Origin of the sequence: Vreelandella subterranea (genome assembly GCF_900111305.1) — a bacterium.
Classification (GTDB): Bacteria; Pseudomonadota; Gammaproteobacteria; order Pseudomonadales; family Halomonadaceae; genus Vreelandella; species Vreelandella subterranea.
Genome location: NZ_FOGS01000002.1, coordinates 540,656 through 558,700, shown reverse-complemented (window position 1 = coordinate 558,700; position 18,045 = coordinate 540,656). Strand labels below are relative to the sequence as shown.

Annotated in this window: 14 protein-coding genes and 2 pseudogenes; all 16 read left to right on the top strand. The window is 47.0% G+C overall.

What is annotated here, in order from left to right; all coding sequences use genetic code 11:
• Window positions 1-337 (top strand): transposase (locus BMX75_RS05510; protein WP_139197149.1); only part of this gene is annotated, 337 nt, incomplete at its 5' end.
• A 101-nt stretch (window positions 338-438) separates the two neighbouring features.
• Window positions 439-1,569 (top strand): glycosyltransferase family 4 protein, encoded by a 1,131-nt coding sequence (locus tag BMX75_RS05505; RefSeq protein WP_092825942.1) that lies wholly within the window; start codon window positions 439-441, stop codon window positions 1,567-1,569.
• A 106-nt stretch (window positions 1,570-1,675) separates the two neighbouring features.
• The gene (locus BMX75_RS05500) at window positions 1,676-2,797 is read left to right on the top strand and encodes a glycosyltransferase family 4 protein (RefSeq protein WP_092825994.1); all 1,122 of its coding nucleotides are present in this window, start codon (window positions 1,676-1,678) and stop codon (window positions 2,795-2,797) included.
• Between the two features lie 201 nt (window positions 2,798-2,998).
• A pseudogene (locus BMX75_RS05495) lies at window positions 2,999-3,841 on the top strand (IS5 family transposase).
• A pseudogene (locus tag BMX75_RS18395) lies at window positions 3,816-4,260 on the top strand (IS30 family transposase); the annotation flags it as partial. The pseudogenes BMX75_RS05495 and BMX75_RS18395, both read left to right, overlap by 26 nt.
• Window positions 4,261-4,307: 47 nt before the next feature.
• Window positions 4,308-5,408, top strand: coding sequence for an EpsG family protein (locus tag BMX75_RS05485; protein WP_092825940.1), 1,101 nt, complete (start codon window positions 4,308-4,310; stop codon window positions 5,406-5,408).
• Window positions 5,405-6,457, top strand: a complete 1,053-nt coding sequence (locus BMX75_RS05480) for a glycosyltransferase (RefSeq protein ID WP_092825938.1) — start codon at window positions 5,405-5,407, stop codon at window positions 6,455-6,457. Before BMX75_RS05485 ends, BMX75_RS05480 begins: the two co-directional genes overlap by 4 nt.
• Window positions 6,454-7,530, top strand: coding sequence for a glycosyltransferase family 4 protein (locus tag BMX75_RS05475; protein WP_092825936.1), 1,077 nt, complete (start codon window positions 6,454-6,456; stop codon window positions 7,528-7,530). Before BMX75_RS05480 ends, BMX75_RS05475 begins: the two co-directional genes overlap by 4 nt.
• A gap of 26 nt (window positions 7,531-7,556) precedes the next feature.
• Window positions 7,557-8,759 carry a UDP-N-acetyl-D-mannosamine dehydrogenase gene (gene wecC / locus BMX75_RS05470; RefSeq protein ID WP_092825934.1) on the top strand — a complete coding sequence of 401 codons (1,203 nt, stop codon included), beginning with the start codon at window positions 7,557-7,559 and terminating at the stop codon, window positions 8,757-8,759.
• On the top strand, window positions 8,756-9,889 hold the full coding sequence (wecB, locus tag BMX75_RS05465; protein ID WP_092825932.1) for a non-hydrolyzing UDP-N-acetylglucosamine 2-epimerase: 1,134 nt from the start codon (window positions 8,756-8,758) through the stop codon (window positions 9,887-9,889). The genes wecC and wecB overlap by 4 nt, the downstream gene beginning before the upstream one ends.
• An 8-nt stretch (window positions 9,890-9,897) precedes the next feature.
• Window positions 9,898-11,547, top strand: coding sequence for a heparinase II/III family protein (locus BMX75_RS05460; protein WP_245748353.1), 1,650 nt, complete (start codon window positions 9,898-9,900; stop codon window positions 11,545-11,547).
• A complete protein-coding gene (locus BMX75_RS05455; protein WP_092825928.1) occupies window positions 11,544-12,719 on the top strand; it encodes a glycosyltransferase family 4 protein in 1,176 nt (391 codons plus the stop codon). Before BMX75_RS05460 ends, BMX75_RS05455 begins: the two co-directional genes overlap by 4 nt.
• Before the next feature lie 7 nt (window positions 12,720-12,726).
• The gene (gene tviB, locus BMX75_RS05450) at window positions 12,727-14,004 is read left to right on the top strand and encodes a Vi polysaccharide biosynthesis UDP-N-acetylglucosamine C-6 dehydrogenase TviB (protein WP_092825926.1); all 1,278 of its coding nucleotides are present in this window, start codon (window positions 12,727-12,729) and stop codon (window positions 14,002-14,004) included.
• 64 nt (window positions 14,005-14,068) lie between these two features.
• Window positions 14,069-15,091, top strand: a complete 1,023-nt coding sequence (locus tag BMX75_RS05445; protein ID WP_092825924.1) for an NAD-dependent epimerase — start codon at window positions 14,069-14,071, stop codon at window positions 15,089-15,091.
• Between the two features lie 75 nt (window positions 15,092-15,166).
• On the top strand, window positions 15,167-16,507 hold the full coding sequence (locus tag BMX75_RS05440; RefSeq protein WP_092825922.1) for a UDP-glucose dehydrogenase family protein: 1,341 nt from the start codon (window positions 15,167-15,169) through the stop codon (window positions 16,505-16,507).
• A gap of 39 nt (window positions 16,508-16,546) precedes the next feature.
• Window positions 16,547-17,821: an exopolysaccharide biosynthesis polyprenyl glycosylphosphotransferase gene (locus tag BMX75_RS05435; protein WP_092825920.1), complete on the top strand. Its 1,275-nt coding sequence runs from the start codon at window positions 16,547-16,549 to the stop codon at window positions 17,819-17,821.
• Window positions 17,822-18,045: the final 224 nt, after the last annotated feature.

Sequence of the window (18,045 nt, the reverse complement as noted above, 5' to 3'; positions counted from 1 at the left end):
CAAGGAAAAGCTACGCTGGATCCAGAAGGCCCCGACGCCCAGAGCGGCTCGATGGCGCATCACTAATTACCTCAAGGTCATGCAGGCGGCGGTGTCTGAAAAGCCACTACTGAAGCCGATGGGAAAGGCCTTGGCGACCCTTGAGCGGCACGCCGACGCGGTGGTCAGGCGCTGGCACTCGGGACTGACGAACGCGAGACTGGAAGGGATGAACGGTCTTTTTCAAGCGGCTCGGTCACGTGCACGTGGCTATCGAAACGAGGCTAATTTCATCGCTATGATCCACTTGATTGGCAGCCCGGTGGGCCGGCTATTCGATCAGGCCAAATCCACATGAAGTGACGAAGAGCCCATAATATTTCCTGTTAAGTCTTTATATTTCGTCTGATTTAGATCGCATGCCAGGTCGTTAATTGTGGTTTCTGCTAAGGCTTTATAATGTCAAGAAAAGCGCGTGTGCTTTTTCCTTTTGTGGGTGATACTTTCGGTGGCAGTCATGTTTCTACGCTATTATTAATCGATGAGCTTCGTGACTCAAGTTTTGAACCAATAATTGGTGTCCATAAAAATGGTTTTTTTCAACATTATTTAGATGAGAAGAAAATTAATTGGATCCAATTGCCTCGCTCTACCCTAGTAAAAAAAAATGATCTAGCTAAACAGCTGGCTCAGATGTTTTTAAATAGTTGGACGTTACGTTCTTTCCTTAAAAAACAATGCATAGATATTGTACATACTAATGACCGTCGAATGCATTTGACTTGGCTTTTCGCTGCTAAATTCGCTAGAAAAAAACATGTTTGGCATCACAGGACGGCCTCTTCGAGCCGCCGTTATGCGCATTACGCCAAGTTCAGTGATGCTTTTGTCACTATTTCGAGGTATTGCGCAAGACCTTTTTCCAATCAGTTGGGTGATGCTATTCAGGTTGTGCAAGATCCAGTTGATTGCTCGGTTTCAAGTAAACTAGTAGCTAATGCAAGAGAGATCATCGTTGCTCAATCCGGTGGCAACTCTGATATACATGTTGTCTCCTTTGTTGCCAATTGGACTGAACAAAAACGCCCTTTATTTTTTCTAAGAATGGCTCATAGACTGGTAGGTTTGACTGACATTCCCGTTGTATTCGCCATGTTTGGAGACCCCAGAGAGCCGATTGCTTCCAGAGTTTATCAAATGGTTGAAGAGTTAGGGCTTGCTGCAAACATTTTATTTATGGGAAGTAAAACGCCTATAGAACCCTGGATAGCTGCTAGTGATGTTCTCGTCGCAACCTCAGTACGTGAGGGTCTAGGAAGGACTCTCATTGAGGCTATGCAATTAGGAGTTCCGGTAGTTGCTACATCAGATGGTGGGCATCGGGAAATTATTGAAAATCATGTTACTGGCAGCTTAGTTGATCAAAATAGCCCAGAAGAATTTGCACAAGCAGTGGCCGATACGCTAAGCAGTAAGAACCGGACGCAAGCAATGGTCTCCAGAGCAAAGTCGCAAGCTACTGAAAAATACGCACCTAGTATCCATGCACAGCACATTCTAGCTATTTATGATGAGATTTTACGCAAATAGCTCTGCAACACTAATCTACTAATTAGGCACGCAAAGTTTTTGTGGGTTCAATGGCGATATTCCACCAGTAATCATTGAGAAATTCTCATAAATAGGAGCTATGTTCTTGAACGTATTATTTTTTATTGGTTCTCTCACGGGTGGGGGCGCCGAGCGTGTCACTGTAGGGCTGGCCAATTACCTAGTCCGGAACGGTCACCGAGCAAGTTTAGTAACCATGCATGATAGTGACCGTGATTTTTATATCCCTAACAATGCTGTAAACCGGGTTTGCCTCGATCTGGCTAGCGAAAATCGCGGGCTCGCCAAATTTATCGCTAACTGGAAGCGTCTACGTGCACTGCGGCATGTCATTCGCGCTGAGCAGCCGGAAGTAGTGGTGGGCATGACGCCAACAGCTACTATTCTCTGCATTCTGGCCTGCTTTGGGATAGGTACCAGAGTGGTGGGCTCCGAGCGCAACTATCCCGGACGTAAGCCAATCGGAACAAGTTGGAGTTTGCTGCGACGTTTGTTTTATCGTTTTGCCGATGCTCACGTCGCTCAAACTCGTGAGGGAGCAGACTGGATCATCCGCCATGCTGCGGCCAGAAATGTGGCGGTTATACCTAATGCTGTAGCTTGGCCGATCCCCAATTACCATCCTCTTGTTGACTCCACTTCCTTCGTATCCTCAGAGCGCCGCATTGTCCTTGCGGTTGGTTCCAAGTCCGAACAAAAGGGCTTTGATCTTCTCCTTGAAGCGTTCATTCGCATTGCTCCTGACCACCCAGATTGGGACTTGGCTATTGTCGGTCTTGCATCCACCCGAGATGAGAATACCGGAGCTCGAGGCAAGTTGCAGTTACAGGCCGAGAAAAAAGGAATGTCCGAGCGCGTTCACTTTCCCGGTCTAGTTGGTAACGTGGGGGACTGGTACGAGCGGGCAGATCTATTTGTTCTTAGTTCACGTTACGAAGGTTTTCCAAATGTACTATTGGAGGCTATGGCAACTGGCTGTGCGTGTTTGGCTTTTGATTGTGATACTGGCCCTAGGGATTTAATTGAAAATGAAGTTAATGGTGTGCTCGTCCATCCCGAGTCTTTGGACTGTCTTAGTGTTGAAATGAATCGACTGATAACGAATGAGAAATTACGCGCTACATTAGGTGGTAATGCAGTTAAAGTGCGCTCTGAATTTTCTCAAGATCGAATTATGTCTGAATGGCTGGCTATTTTAAATGGTTAATTTTAGTTGTTGTTTCAATATGAATTAATTTTAAGCAAGCTCTATAATATATATTCTCCCTATCGCCGGATTTGGTAAATGTACTTAACTCTAAGCAGCTATATATAATATTCCATAGATTATTTTGCTATGACTGTTCTAGGTTCTGTCTGAAAAGTCATGTTTGCTACGCTGTTCCCTTTCACCGAACGGGAGGCAGCTATGGCGGGCCGTTACGAACTTTCCGATCAGCGCTGGCAAATGATTGAGGATTATCGTTTCTCCTTCACAGACCATGGGTCGCCCACGCCGTGATGATTGTCAGATGCTCAATAGGATCTTCTGGATTCTGTGCTCGGCGCGATCTGCCAGAACGTTACGGCCCCTGGAAGACTGTTTACCAGCGCTTTCGTCGGTGGCGCGATGACGGCACTTTTGACCGGATCCTGATGCGTCTTCATCTGCGTCTGCGGGAAGACGGCTTTATGGATCTCGACGCATGGATGCCCGATTCGACCTCCATCAGAGCAACACGATCGGCTAGCGGTGCCAGTAAAAAGGGTGATCGATAGAACCGCCCGGTCATGCTCTCGGCCACAGTCGTGGCGTCCTGATCACCAAGATACACCTGCTGTGCGATAGCCAGGGTTTTCCACTTACCTTTTCCCTTTAAGCAGGCCAGCGTGCATTTCATCGAGTTGCTGGAGAAGGTTCGACTACCAGGGCGTTCCGGTCGGCCTCGCAAACGCAGTCGTTATGTCGTGGCTGACAAGGGCTACGATAGTGATGAGCTTCGGCGCTAATGCACGCGTTATGGCATGCGGCCCATCATTCCCAGGCGTCGAATGCATAGGCCCCGCGTCCTGGCCCGCCGTATCAGTTCGACCGTCCGAATACCGTCAGCGCAATGTGGTAGAACGCCTATTCGGCTGGTTGAAAGAAAAGCGTCGGCTAAATACCCGCTATGACAAGCTGGCCAACAGCTTCAGGGCCATGGTGACCCTGGCTTGTATCCAGCAATGCATGAGAGCCGACTTTTCAGACAGAACCAGTCACCCTCGTTGAGCGCCGCGGTGGCTACCTATTGGCAGCTCGGCTGTCCCATATCACTGCCGAGCGGACACAGAAGACCATGATCCGACTGCTGACGCCTCGGCGTGGCGCTGTCAGAACCGTGACGCTGGACAATGGCTCGGAGTTCGCCACCATGAGGCAGTGGCCAAAGCGGTGACCGCCTCGATTTACTTCTGTGATCCTTACTGTTCCGGCCAACGTGGGACCAATAAGAAAACGAATAGTCTCATCTGGCTGTACTACCCCAAGGGGACTGACTTCCGGCAAGTGGCAGATGGCGAACTAAGAAGGGTCGATAAAAACTGAATGACCTTCCGAGAAAACGGCTCGGTTATCGAACACCGGCACAGGTGTTTCTGAGTGAGTACTCAGGTGCCCTGGGCACCGCAGGTGATGCACTTATTACTTGAATTCAGGTATGCGCTCTGTTTTTTTGTTTTGCACCAGGTAAAAATATATGCTGTATTGGGTATTTTACACATCTTATTTATTTTTTGCTTTTTCCTCTCTTCTTGTGGCGAGCAAAAAGATACGTTTCGCGGTTTATATTATTTTCTTTTTTGCGTTCTTGTTTTTTATTGGTTTGAGGTTTGAGTCTGTAGATTACGGTGGATATTATCAAATTTGGCAACGCGTAGGTTTTGATGTCTTTTCTTTTCCATTTTATACAGCTGGAGGTGGAACTACAGGTAATGAGTTTTTGTTTGCAACAAGCGTTTCCTTTTTTAAGTATTACGGGTTGTCTTTTGAGTTTTTTTTGTTTTTTATATCTTTTGTTTCTTTGTCTATTAAGTTTTATTTTTTTAAAAAACTTTCACCGTACTTTTTGCTTTGCTTGCTCTTGTATTTTTCCTTAGGTTTCTTTAAAGATCTTGGCCAGATTAGAAATTCACTTGCTGCGGCTATTTTGCTGTTCGGACTAAGTCCGCTCTATAAACGTAGTTTTTTCAGGTATTTTTTAGTTATTACTTGTGCATCAGCTGTCCAAATCTTTGCAGTGATTGCCTTGCCGTTTTACTGGTTATATCCAATTCTCAAGATAAAATATTTGCCCTACTTTCTTTTGGTTTTTTCATTTCTTGTTTCATTGATAGGCGGGTTTGGTGAGTTTTTTTTGTTTGCAGTAGATACTTTGTTTATCCCTGAGGAAATTAAAGATAAAGTTAAAGGTTATTACTATTCTGATAGGAATCAACTCTTGTACTACCATCCTTTGAATTTGTCTTTCTTTATTTTTTCATTAATTTTTTTGTATTTTCGTTCTTTTTTTGAAAAATTAGATGAAAGGCTCTTTTCGTTGCTTGGGTATCACTTTTTTTCTGTTTTTCTTTATTTCTTGATGTTTGATTTTTCACCAGTCGCAGGACGAGTTTTTGAGTTGTTGTCTTTCAATTCTGTTATTGTATTGCTCGCATGCCTTACTTCCCTTTTTAAAGGTTTAGAAAGAGTTTTTTATATTTTGTTTTTGCTTATATACTCTACTTTACTTTTTTATAGCGTAGTAGGTAGCGCTGCTTCTTATAAAAATATTCTCTTTAGTTTTGGAGGTCTTGTTTGAAGAAAGTTGTCTTTATATTACCAAACTTAAATGCAGGTGGTGCTGAGCGCGTAGCGTTAAACTTTTTGCGGCAACTGGATGTTGATAGTTCCAACATTACTTTGGTGGTCTTTCAAGAAACCGATCAGTTGCTTTCTCTTGTACCAAAATATGTCGATATAATTGATTTGGGTACAATATCCACCAGTCGCTCATACTTTAAGCTTTTGAGCATAATTCGTAAAACCAAACCATCAGTGGTTTTTAGTACTCATTCGCGTGTGGCAGCTTTGTTGTTATTTTTAAAGCCTTTCTGTCCTAAATTTAAGCATGTAGCGAGAATGCAAAATACACCCTCATTAGAGAAGAAGTTTAGTGCGTATGGGCCAGTTAAGAGAAAAATATATTCGTTAGCTTTCCAAAGAGCAGATGTAGTTATAAGTCAAACTGAAGCTATGAAAAAGGAAGGTATAGATATATTTCGTATTAGCCCTGCAATTGTTAAAGTTTTGCCTAATCCAATTGATACTAAATATATAGACGAATGTATAAAATATAAGTTTTCGCCCTTTCCCCCCGGACAGATCTCAGCTGTTGCGTCAGGACGTTTAGCTTACGCTAAGGGCTTCGATAACCTTATTTTTTCCTTACCAGAAATAGTTGAAAATCATCCTAATTTCGTGCTTTATATTCTGGGAAATGATAATGGTGAAGAGGGGCGTCTTAAAAAACTTGTTTGCGACCTTGATCTTTCTAATAATGTTACTTTCATGGGGTTTCAAGACAACCCGTATTATTACTATGCTCATTGTGACCTTTTTATATTATCATCTAGGTGGGAAGGGTTCCCGAATGTGTTAATAGAAAATTATTATTTAAATACGCCTATGGTTGCGACTACATGTGTTCCAATTGTAAAAGATTTAGTTTTGCCTGGGGTTAATGGTTTTTTGACGCCTCCTGATGATGTTGAGAAATTAAAAGATGCCGTTTTAAAATGTTTAAGTTTAAAAAGGGCTGATATCGATAATGAGTATTATGCTAATAGCTTGCTGGAGTCTTTATTGTGACTGTTAAGGCTATATTTTTTGCCATGCCTTGTTCTTTTCGTAACCCTGATTTAGTGGGTGGTCAAGTAACTGCCGCAAATGGCCTTGTCGATTTCTTAAAGATAAGAAAAGTAAAGTGCAATGTTTTTGATACGGCTGTATATGGTCTGGGATTTTTTAAAAACGACTTTTTAATTATTAAGGCTAAAAATTTTTTGTTGCTTTTAAAAGAGTCGATTTTTGAAAGATATAGCTCTGCACTTTTTTTTAAAAGTACTTTGCTTGGTTTGTTTGAACGTTTTTTTCCTGCGCTTATTTTTGATTTTCGTGGTGTTAAAGTTTGTCTTTTTTTTCGTAACTCCGAAATATTGCATCTTCGTTCGGGTAGCTTTAAAGAAAAAGCTGTTCAGCTAATGCTGAGGCCTTACTCTACTTTTTTTGTTCAAGGCCAGCAGTGGGAGAAACGTCTTATTGAAATGGGAGTTCCTATCGAGAAAATTGTAATAATACCTAATTGGCTTCCTCCTGGTTTTAAGTTGGCTGTTAAAGCTAAAGATGCTCCGGAAGGCTTGGTTAAGTTCGTGTTCACTGGAAGATTAGTAGAAAATAAAGGTATTTTTGAAATTTTAGAAGCTTTGGACCATCCCGATCTTATTGATCGATGTCAATTTGTTTTTGCTGGTGATGGTCCCGACGTTAACCGTTGCAAACAGATCGTATATGAAAAAGGCTTAAACAATGTTTTTTTTGTAGGAAGTCTGGCGACGCACTCCGTAAAAACTTTGTTGGAAGAATCTGATGTATTTGTTTTCCCTTCATACTATGAAGGGTTTCCTAATTCTGTCTTAGAAGCGCTAGCTCAGGGTTTACCTGTCATTACAACAGATGTTGGAGCACTTTCTGAAAGTATAAGGTCAGGAGTTAACGGCACAATTATACCGCCACGATCTGCTGAATCAGTTAGAAATGCTATGATAAGCTATATCAATAACCCTTCTACTATAGCAATGCAGTCTCTAGAGGCTTTAAAAGTGGTCGAAATTCGCCATAACAGAGAAAGGAATTGTGAATTGCTCTTAGAAAGCCTTTATTAAATTAATTACTAGTATGAGATAGTTCAATGCGTTTAGATATTATGATTTGTGTAGTGGGTCTCGGTTATATAGGTCTGCCTTCTGCTGCTCTTCTGGCGAATCGTGGTTATCAGGTACAAGGTGTCGATATTTCACCTGAGGTAGTGGATACCATCAATCAGGGAGAGATTCATATTGTGGAGCCGGATCTGGACTCCTTTGTGCATTCTGCTGTCCATTCAGGCCGTTTAAAGGCTTCTTTGAGACCTGAGGCAGCTGATATTTTTATTCTAGCGGTGCCCACCCCTTTTCATGAAGGGTTTGTACCTAATATTGACTATGTATTGGCTGCTGCGGCTGTTATCGCGCCAGTTGTCAAGGCTGGTGATTTAGTGATACTTGAATCCACTTCCCCGGTAGGCACAACGGAAAAAGTCGCTGAAGTGTTGAGACAGGGCGGTGTTAACACAGATGCCGTGCATATTGCCCATTGCCCTGAACGAGTGTTGCCTGGCCACATAATGCGTGAGTTGGTTGAGAATGACCGTATTGTGGGCGGCATCTCAACTGAGGCAAGTGAGAAAGTCGCGGCTTTTTATCGCACCTTTGTCACGGGCGAGGTGCTAGTTACAGATGCAAGAACAGCTGAAATGGCCAAGTTAACGGAGAACAGCTTTCGAGACGTCAACATTGCGTTTGCCAATGAGCTGTCCCTCTTATGTGACAAATTTAGCATTGATGTGTGGGAACTGATACGCCTCGCTAACCGACACCCCAGGGTCAATATTTTACAGCCGGGTACCGGTGTTGGTGGTCATTGTATTGCGGTAGACCCTTGGTTCATTGTGCATGAGGGCGGTGAAGACGCTCGTTTGATCCGCACTGGCCGTGAAGTGAACACTCGCAAAACTGAATGGGTCGTTGAGAAGGTTCAGGCCGAGGTTGAACGTTTTAAGCAAGCGCATGGCCGCGAGCCTCATGTGGCTTGTATGGGCCTGGCCTTTAAACCCAATATTGATGATTTGCGTGAGTCGCCAGCCCTCTATGTATTTCAGCAACTGGTGGCCGCGGGCATTCAACCCTTGGCGGTGGAGCCGAATCTGAAAACACACGCCAGCTTAACGTTGACGCCTTGGCAAGAAGCAGCAGAAAAAGCTGACGTGGTGGTTTATTTGGTGGCTCACCGTGAATTCAAAAAGCTTGTCGTGCAGGGGAACGTATTGGATTTCTGTGGGGTAACTCAGACGTGAAGGTGTTATTGGTTTTTGGAACCCGCCCCGAAGCGATAAAAATGGCGCCCTTAGTCAAAGCTCTTCAAGCCGACGCTTATTTTGATGTTCGCGTTGCCGTTACTGCACAACACCGGGAAATGCTCGATCAGGTACTGGCTTTGTTTTCTCTTCAGCCAAGTTATGATCTGAACGTGATGCAGCCCGGCCAGGATCTATACGATGTGACAAGCAAGGTACTGCTGGGGCTGCGCCAAGTGCTCAATGATTTCAAGCCGGATCTTGTGCTTGTGCATGGCGATACTGCGACCACGTTTGCTGCCACGCTGGCTGCTTTTTACCAGCAAACGCCTGTTGGGCATGTAGAAGCGGGTTTAAGAACTGGCGATATTTATTCCCCTTGGCCGGAAGAAGCCAACCGCCAATTAACGGGCAGGCTTGCGTATTGGCATTTTGCGCCTACAGAGCGTAATCGTCAGGCATTGTTGGCTGAAGATGTTGCTGAGGGCCAGGTACTGGTAACCGGCAATACTGTCATTGATGCCTTGCACTGGGTGGTTGAAAAAATAGCAACGTCTCCCGATTTGCAGCAACAAATCAGTGATGCCATGACCACTGCTGGGTTGGATGAAAAGGTGACGGAGCAACGTTTTGTATTGGTGACGGGCCACCGGCGTGAAAACTTTGGCAGTGGCTTTGAGAATATCTGCAAGGCGCTCGGTGCACTTGCAGAAGCTAACCCTCAGGCTCATTTCATCTACCCGGTACACCTTAACCCTAATGTCCAGGAGCCGGTGAATCGCCTGCTTGGTGGGTTGAGTAATGTGCATTTGATTTCCCCGTTAGGCTATGAACCTTTTGTGTACCTGATGCAGAAGGCTTACCTGGTATTAACCGACAGCGGTGGGGTTCAGGAAGAAGCGCCTGGTCTGGGAAAACCTGTATTGGTGATGCGAGATACTACCGAGCGGCCCGAAGCCGTTGAAGCAGGAACTGTGAAATTGGTAGGTACCGAGGCAGACGTGATTCGTCAGGCTGTGCAGGCGTTACTAGATGACCCCGTAATTTATCAGCAAATGTCTCAGGCGCATAACCCCTACGGTGATGGTCGTGCCTGCCAGCGCATTGTGGAGTTTTTGAAAGCCCAATGAGACGCTTATTGCTATTACTGCATACCGTACGCTACCTGAAAATTCAGCAACTGGTATATCGGGTTTATTATCGCTTTAGCAAACCTCGCCTGAAAAAGCGGCCTGCGCCTGAAATGCGCGGTGTCATCACCGCTTGGTCTGGGCCTAACTTTATATTACCCGCGACCGACGATGGCAAATCATTTACCTTTTTGGGCGAAACCGGGTATTTACAATACGGCTGGAATAATCCCGCTTTTTCCAAGCTATGGCTGTATAACCTGCATTATCAGGATGATTTAAACGCTGTTGGTGCAGATGGCCGCTCGGCAGTGTGCCAACAATTGGTTGAAAATTGGATAGATGCGAATCCCCCTTTGCAGGGTAATGGTTGGGAACCTTACTGCCTTTCTCTGCGCATCGTGAATTGGGTCAAGTGGTTGAGCAGATTACAGGCTGACGAAGTCGATCCCCGTTGGCTGAGTTCGTTAGCTTGTCAGGCGAATGCACTGGCGCAGCAATTAGAGTTTCATATTCTGGCTAATCATCTTTTTGCCAATGCCAAGGCTCTGGTTTTCGCTGGGAGCTTTCTAGGCGGTAAGCAGGGCGATGCCTTGCTGGGAAGAGGGGTAAGGTTGCTCGACCAGCAAGTGCCGGAACAATTTTTGGCAGACGGTGCCCATTACGAGCTTTCACCCATGTACCATGCCACGCTTCTGTGGGATATGTGCGACCTTGTGCAGCTGCAGCAGCAAACGCGCCTGGTTGCTTTAGATCAACGTAAAACGTTGTGGCGCCGTGTAATAACTCATGGCATCAGTTGGCTGCGGAAAATGGTGCACCCAGACGGTGATATTGCCTTTTTTAATGATGCCACGCTGGGTATAGCACCCACCTTGAAGCAGTTAGAGGGCTATGCTGGGCAATTAGGTTGCGTGCCAGAGCCAATATCGCGAAATGCCGATTTCGCGCCTCTGCAGTTGTGTCATCTTAAATCAAGCGGTTACGTTGTGATTGATTGGGCGGAAGGCCACCGTGCATTGTTAGATGCGGCAAAGGTCGGTCCTGGCTACCAACCCGGTCACGCTCATGCTGACACCCTGAGTTTTGAGCTTAGCCTTTTTGGCCAAAGAGTGTTTGTTAACTCTGGTATTTCCCAGTACGGCGAAGATACCGAGCGGCATAGGCAACGTTCTACGGCTGCACATAACACCCTTGAAGTGGATGGCGAAAACTCATCTGAAATCTGGGCGGGTTTCAGGGTTGCAAGGCGCGCTAAGCCAATAGATTTGGCCATACGACAGCAAGAGGGCTATATCAGGGTGGACGCTGCTCATGATGGCTATCAACGTTTACCTGGGAAAGTACTGCATCAACGGCAATGGCTGGCTAAACCGAGCGAATTGGTGATTGAAGATCAGCTGAGTGGTGATTTCAAACAGGCAAAAGCCTATTTTCACTTACATCCTGATGTGCGTCTGGAACAGGTTGATGGAAATCACTTGCAAGGAAACCTGGCCCAGTGCCAGGTTTTTAATTTGAGCTTTGAGGGTGGCATCGTTGAAACGCAAGCAGGAAGCTGGCACCCAGCTTTCGGTGTTTCCCTGCCGAATAACTGTGTGGTGGTGACGTTGCAGGCCAGCGAACTTAAAACGCAAATTTCATGGAGAGATGTTTGAAAATTTTGATTCTGAGCTTTCATTTTCAACCTGATCTTTCAGCAGGCTCTTTTCGTAATACTGCTCTGGTTGACGCTTTGCAAAAAAAACTGCCTGAAGGCTCGCATATAGAGGTGATGACGACGCTACCTAATCGCTATGCCAGCTTTAGTGTAGAAGCACCCAAAAAAGAAGAAAGGCCCCAATTAACGGTCCATCGAATTGCTTTACCCTCTCATCAAAGCGGTATGTTGGACCAATCAAAAGCTTTTTTAAGTTATGCCTTTCAAGTTAATAAACTGATAAAAAATAAAGACTATGATGTAGTCTATGCCAGCAGTTCCCGCCTAATGACCGCAGCACTGGGCGCCTGGGTTGCACGTCGTAAGAATCTGCCTTTATACCTGGATATTCGGGATATTTTCGTTGATACCATCAAGGATGTGCTTTCCAAAAAACTGGTGTGGTTGATGAAGCCCGTTTTTTCTTTAGTTGAGCGCTGGACTATCCGAAGAGCAATAAAGGTTAACCTGGTGTCAGGTGGTTTCCTGCCCTATTTTCAGGCACGTTATCCCAATAAGAGATTTAGCCTTTTTACTAACGGTATTGACGAGGCGTTTTTGGAGGCGCAACCAGCCGTCAGCCATGCTTGTAACCGGGACATTCCAGAAGTCGTCTATGCGGGCAACATGGGGGAAGGGCAGGGCTTGCACCATATTATTCCCTCCTTAGCCAAACATTATGAAGGTAAGCTGAGTTTTAAACTCTTGGGCGATGGTGGAAGGCGTAAGCAACTGATGGAAGCGATAGAATCTGCCGGCTGTCCCAACGTTGAACTGATGCCGCCAGTTTCCAGAAAAGAACTGATCGCCATTTATCAGAATGCCGATGTGCTTTTCCTGCACTTGAATGATTATGACGCTTTCAAAAAAGTTCTACCATCCAAAATATTTGAGTACGCCGCGGTAGGCAAACCTCTTTGGGCCGGGGTGGGTGGTTTTTCTGCAAGCTTCATTCAAGACAATATTGATAATGCGGCTGTCTTTCCACCCTGCGATCTACAAGCTGCTATAGACTCATTTTCAAATTTGAAACTAGTTACTCAGCCCCGTCCTGATTTCACTTTGCGTTTTGCCCGTACTGAAATCATGAAAGGGCTGGCTGACGATTTACTTCTACTAGTTAATCGATAGGGATTTTATGACTTCAACGTCTGCTCTCAAACTAGCCGTTATCGGTTTGGGTTATGTTGGCCTTCCTCTCGCCGTTGAGTTCGGTAAAAAACGCCCAGTAGCCGGCTTTGATATTAATTGCCCTCGTATTGCTGAGTTACAGGCAGGCCATGACCATACGCTTGAAGTTGATAAAAATGAGCTTAAAGAAGCTGAGCATCTCAGTTTCACCAATGATGTAGAAATACTGCGCGGGTGTAATTGCTATATTGTTACCGTCCCCACTCCCATAGACGACTACAAGCGCCCTGATTTAACGCCTTTAATTAAGGCGAGTGAAATGCTCGGCGAAGTGCTCAATAAGGGTGATATCGTCATTTATGAATCCACAGTGTACCCAGGCGCAACGGAAGAAGATTGTGTGCCGGTACTAGAGCAGGTTTCTGGTCTTACCTTCAACGTGGATTTTTTCTGCGGGTATAGCCCTGAGCGTATCAACCCTGGTGATAAAGAACACCGAGTCACCTCTATTAAAAAGGTAACTTCTGGCTCCACGCCGGAGATTGCTGAGCTTGTTGATTCCTTGTACCGCGATATTATTGTGGCAGGCACCCACAAAGCGAGCAGCATTCGTGTCGCAGAGGCCGCCAAGGTTATCGAGAATACCCAGAGGGACGTCAACATTGCGCTGATCAACGAGCTAACGTTGATTTTTAACCGCTTGGGGATCGACACCGAGGAAGTGTTGCAGGCGGCGGGGACCAAGTGGAATTTCTTGCCTTTCCGCCCTGGTTTGGTGGGAGGACACTGCATTGGGGTAGACCCGTATTACCTTACCCACAAGGCGCAGCAGGTGGGGTATCACCCTGAAGTGATTCTATCGGGCCGGCGCATTAACGATGGTATGGGTGCCTATGTGGCAGGCCAGCTTATCAAGCAGATGATCAAGTCGCGTATTAATGTTGAAGGCGCTCGCGTCTTGGTGATGGGGCTTACCTTTAAAGAAAATTGCCCCGATCTGCGTAATACCCGTGTGGTGGATATCGTTCATGAGCTTGCGGATTATGGGATTACCGTTGATGTGTATGACCCACAAGTAAACCCCGAAGAAGCCGATGCGGAGTATGCCATCCAGCCTGTAAGTGAGCCTGCACCAGGTACTTATGATGCGATGGTGCTGGCGGTGGCCCACCGCGAGTTTCGTGAGCTTGGTTCGCATGGCATTCGTGCTTGGGGCAAAGCTAACCATGTGCTGTATGATTTGAAATATGTGCTGCCCAAACATGATGTGGATATGCGCCTTTGATTTTGGTTGGGACAGCAGCGTTTGACATTGACTTGGCATTGCGTGCTAGGTATAGGAATTTAATATGAAAGTATTAGTAACGGGTAATGCAGGTTTTATTGGGTTTCACACTGCCAAGCGACTTTTAGAGAGCGGCGATAGCGTGGTGGGGTTTGATGTCGTTAATGATTACTACGACACGACCATTAAAGAAGCGCGGCTGAACATACTGAAAGAAACAGCGGCCCGCACCGGCAGTGACTATGTCTTCGTGCGGCAAGACCTGGCTGACCTTAACGCAGTGACCACCGTCTTTGAGACCCACAAGCCGGAACGGGTCATTCACCTGGCTGCCCAGGCGGGGGTTCGCTACTCGTTGGAAAACCCTCATGCCTATGTGCAAAGCAATGTGGTGGCGTTTACCAATATCTTGGAAGCTTGCCGCCACCATAAGGTAGAGCATCTAACCTATGCCAGCACCAGCAGTGTATATGGAGCGAATACCTCCATGCCGTTTTCGGAGCATGAGAGCGTCAACCACCCGCTGCAGTTTTACGCGGCCACCAAAAAAGCCAACGAGTTGATGGCCCATAGTTACAGCCATTTGTACCGCCTGCCGACCACGGGGCTGCGCTTCTTTACAGTTTACGGTCCGTGGGGCCGGCCTGACATGGCACTGTTCTTGTTTACCAAGAAGACCTTGGCGGGCGAGCCCATCCCGGTGTTTAACCATGGCAACCATACCCGCGATTTCACTTACGTGGATGACATTGTCGAGGGCGTCATTCGGGCGAGTGATGATATTGCCAAGCCCAACCCCGATTGGAACAGCGATTCACCAGACCCCGCCACCAGTAACGCGCCTTACCGCATCTTCAACATTGGCAATAATGACCCGGTAAAACTTTCCGCTTATATTGAGGCCATCGAAGAAGCCTTGGGTAAAAAGGCCGATCAACAGCTATTACCATTGCAGCCAGGCGATGTGCCGGATACCTACGCAGACTCCAGCGAGCTTGAGAAGGCCGTTGGCTACAAGCCTGCAACACCGGTAAAGCAGGGTGTGGCCGCGTTTGTTAGCTGGTACCGTGAGTTCTACAACGTATAAGTATTAGTTATTAAGAAAAGTGCCCATTGCTGTGTATGGGCGCTACGTGACTGTGGGTGAGAATAAAGGATTGGCATGAATATCACTGTGTTTGGTACCGGCTACGTTGGCTTGGTACAGGGGACCATATTGGCAGAAGTGGGTCATCAGGTTATCTGTGTTGATGTCGATGCTGAAAAGGTTGAGAAGCTAGCGCAGGGTGTTATCCCGATCTATGAACCTGGGTTAGAGGCCCTGGTAAATGAAAATATTCAGGCAGGCCGACTAAGCTTTACCACCGATGCGATAGCGGGGGTAGCGCATGGTGATGTGCAGTTTATAGCGGTCGGAACCCCGCCCGATGAGGACGGCAGCGCTGATTTAAAATACGTGTTGAAAGTGGCAGAAACCATCGCCGAGCACATGCAGGCGCACCGTATTGTGGTGGATAAATCTACCGTGCCGGTGGGTACCGCTGACAAAGTTCGAGCTAAGATGGCCGAGGTCTTGTCCAGCCGTAGCAAAGACTCACTTACGTTTGATGTGGTGTCAAACCCTGAGTTTTTGAAAGAGGGTAGTGCCGTTGCCGATTGCCAAAAGCCTGACCGTATCATTATCGGCACTGATAATGCGCACAGCGTTGAGGTTATGCGCGAACTCTATGCCCCGTTTAGCCGTCAGCATGAAAAAATCATCGTGATGGATGTACGAAGCGCTGAGCTGACCAAATATGCCGCTAACTGCATGCTGGCGACAAAAATCAGCTTTATGAATGAGATCGCCAACCTATCGGAGCGGTTAGGCGCAGATATTGAGGCGGTGCGCCAGGGTATCGGCTCAGATCCACGCATCGGCTACCATTTTATTTACCCGGGTGTGGGCTATGGGGGTTCGTGCTTCCCCAAAGATGTTCAGGCCCTGGTGCGCGCTGCCGACGCTATCGGTTTTGATGCCAAAGTGCTTAAAGCGGTAGAAGCGCGTAATTATCTGCAAAAAACCACGTTGTTCGAGAAAATTTCACAGCATTTTAATGGTGAGTTAGCGGGCAAAACCCTGGCCTTGTGGGGGCTTTCTTTCAAACCCAACACCGATGATATGCGCGAAGCGCCCAGCCGTGTATTGATGGAAGCGCTTTGGAATGCAGGGGCCAAGGTGCAGGCGTTCGACCCGGAAGCGATGGAAGAGACCCAGCGCCTTTATGGTAACCGCAACGACCTGACCCTGTGCGGCACCAAAGAAGCCGCGCTGAAGGGAGCCGATGCACTGGTGATTGTGACTGAGTGGCAGAGCTTCCGTGCGCCGGATTTTGCGCTACTTCACCAGCAGCTTCGCCAGCCGGTCATTTTTGATGGCCGTAATATGTTCGAACCTGTACGGTTAGCGCAAAAGGGCTTTGTGTACTATTCGGTAGGGCGCCAAGCAGTAGGCATCTCTTAGTTGCCGTTACGATGATAATGATGGAAGTGATGGTAACCCATGAAGCGTGAGTATCAACGGCGTCATTCTCGGTGGTATGAAGTTCTGCTATTGAGCCTGACGTTTCACCTTGTCGTAGGCATGTCGCTTGCTTTGTTGCTTCCCAGCCTGGAACGGTGGGGGTGGGGGTTTTGGCATTACATGCCGGATGTGCGAAGCAATACATTGATTGCCATTGGCCTGGCGTTTACGGCCTCGGCGTTAACGCTTCGGCGTATGTCACGGTTCCCGGGGGCGCAACTTGGCGCGAATATCATGCCAACGGTTTCGATCGCGTTTTTGCTGGTCGTGGCCGTGCTGTTTTTTACCCGGGAGGGCTATACCCGCCAAGTGATGCTGAGTGGTTACCTCGTTAGCCTGGCCTGGTTTTACATGGGCTATTTTTTGGGGCGACGGTTTCGAAAGCTCAAGTTTGCCGTGGTGCCATTCGGGGATGCTTCGCGGCTTAGCGGTAACGCCAATGTCGATTTAAGGGTTTTGGAAACGCCTGAAATGAAGGGGTTACGGGTTGATGGCGTTGTGGCGGATTTACGCGCGCAAGATTTGCCGCCCGAGTGGGAGAAGTTTCTCGCCACCTGTACCTTGTGCCACATTCCCGTTTATCACCATCGGCAAATATCCGAGACGATTTCAGGCCGTGTGCAGATCGATCATCTGTCAGAAAACGAATTTGGTAGCCTGTTGCCGCCGTTATTTTACGTTGGCTTCAAGCGTGTGATGGATTTTCTAGGGGCGGTTATATTGCTGCCATTTTTATTGCCGGTTTTGCTTGGGGTGGCTTTGCTGATCAAACGGGATAGCCCGGGTCCGGTGTTTTTTATGCAGCCCCGTGTGGGCTATCGTGGCCGTTCGTTCAACATGTTCAAGTTCCGCAGCATGTACCATGATATGAGCGGCAAAGATTTTACCCTTTCAGGCAAGGATCCCCGTATTACCCCGCTGGGGCGTATTCTGCGGCGTTATCGATTGGATGAGTTGCCTCAGATATTTAACGTGCTGCGCGGCGAGATGAGCTTTATCGGGCCGCGTCCTGAGTCGGAGTCGCTTTCTGAGTGGTATGAGAAGGACGTGCCGTTCTTCAGCTACCGCCATGTGGTGCGGCCGGGAATCACCGGTTGGGCCCAGGTTGAGCAGGGCTATGCGGCCGAAGTGGAAGGCATGAAACGCAAGCTCCAATACGATTTTTACTACATCAAGCACTGCTCGCTGTGGCTGGACGTGCTGATTGTGCTTAAGACGGTGCGTATTTTGTGTACGGGGTTTGGGGCGCGGTAGTTGCTGGTTACACCATGAAATGAGGGCTTACTCAATCCTCGCTATCGGGTATCTGTGTAAGCAATGGGTTGGACTCCTTATCACCTAACCGGCATCTACGTGCCAAAATGAAGATGGCAGGCATTAACCATCAAACATTTTGGAGCGTCGGCGACTTGTATCGCCATTGTGTTAAAAAAGAACGTACATGCTCTGCCTTGGCAAGGTTTAGTAAGGTAAAATAC

Excerpts from the sequence above, each read along its gene's own strand:
- BMX75_RS05505 (WP_092825942.1), top strand. The coding sequence starts at position 439 with ATGTCAAGAAAAGCGCGTGTGCTTTTTCCTTTTGTGGGTGATACTTTC.
- wecC (WP_092825934.1), top strand. The coding sequence starts at position 7,557 with ATGCGTTTAGATATTATGATTTGTGTAGTGGGTCTCGGTTATATAGGT.
- BMX75_RS05485 (WP_092825940.1), top strand. The coding sequence starts at position 4,308 with ATGCTGTATTGGGTATTTTACACATCTTATTTATTTTTTGCTTTTTCC.
- BMX75_RS05445 (WP_092825924.1), top strand. The coding sequence starts at position 14,069 with ATGAAAGTATTAGTAACGGGTAATGCAGGTTTTATTGGGTTTCACACT.
- BMX75_RS05435 (WP_092825920.1), top strand. The coding sequence starts at position 16,547 with ATGAAGCGTGAGTATCAACGGCGTCATTCTCGGTGGTATGAAGTTCTG.
- tviB (WP_092825926.1), top strand. The coding sequence starts at position 12,727 with ATGACTTCAACGTCTGCTCTCAAACTAGCCGTTATCGGTTTGGGTTAT.
- BMX75_RS05440 (WP_092825922.1), top strand. The coding sequence starts at position 15,167 with ATGAATATCACTGTGTTTGGTACCGGCTACGTTGGCTTGGTACAGGGG.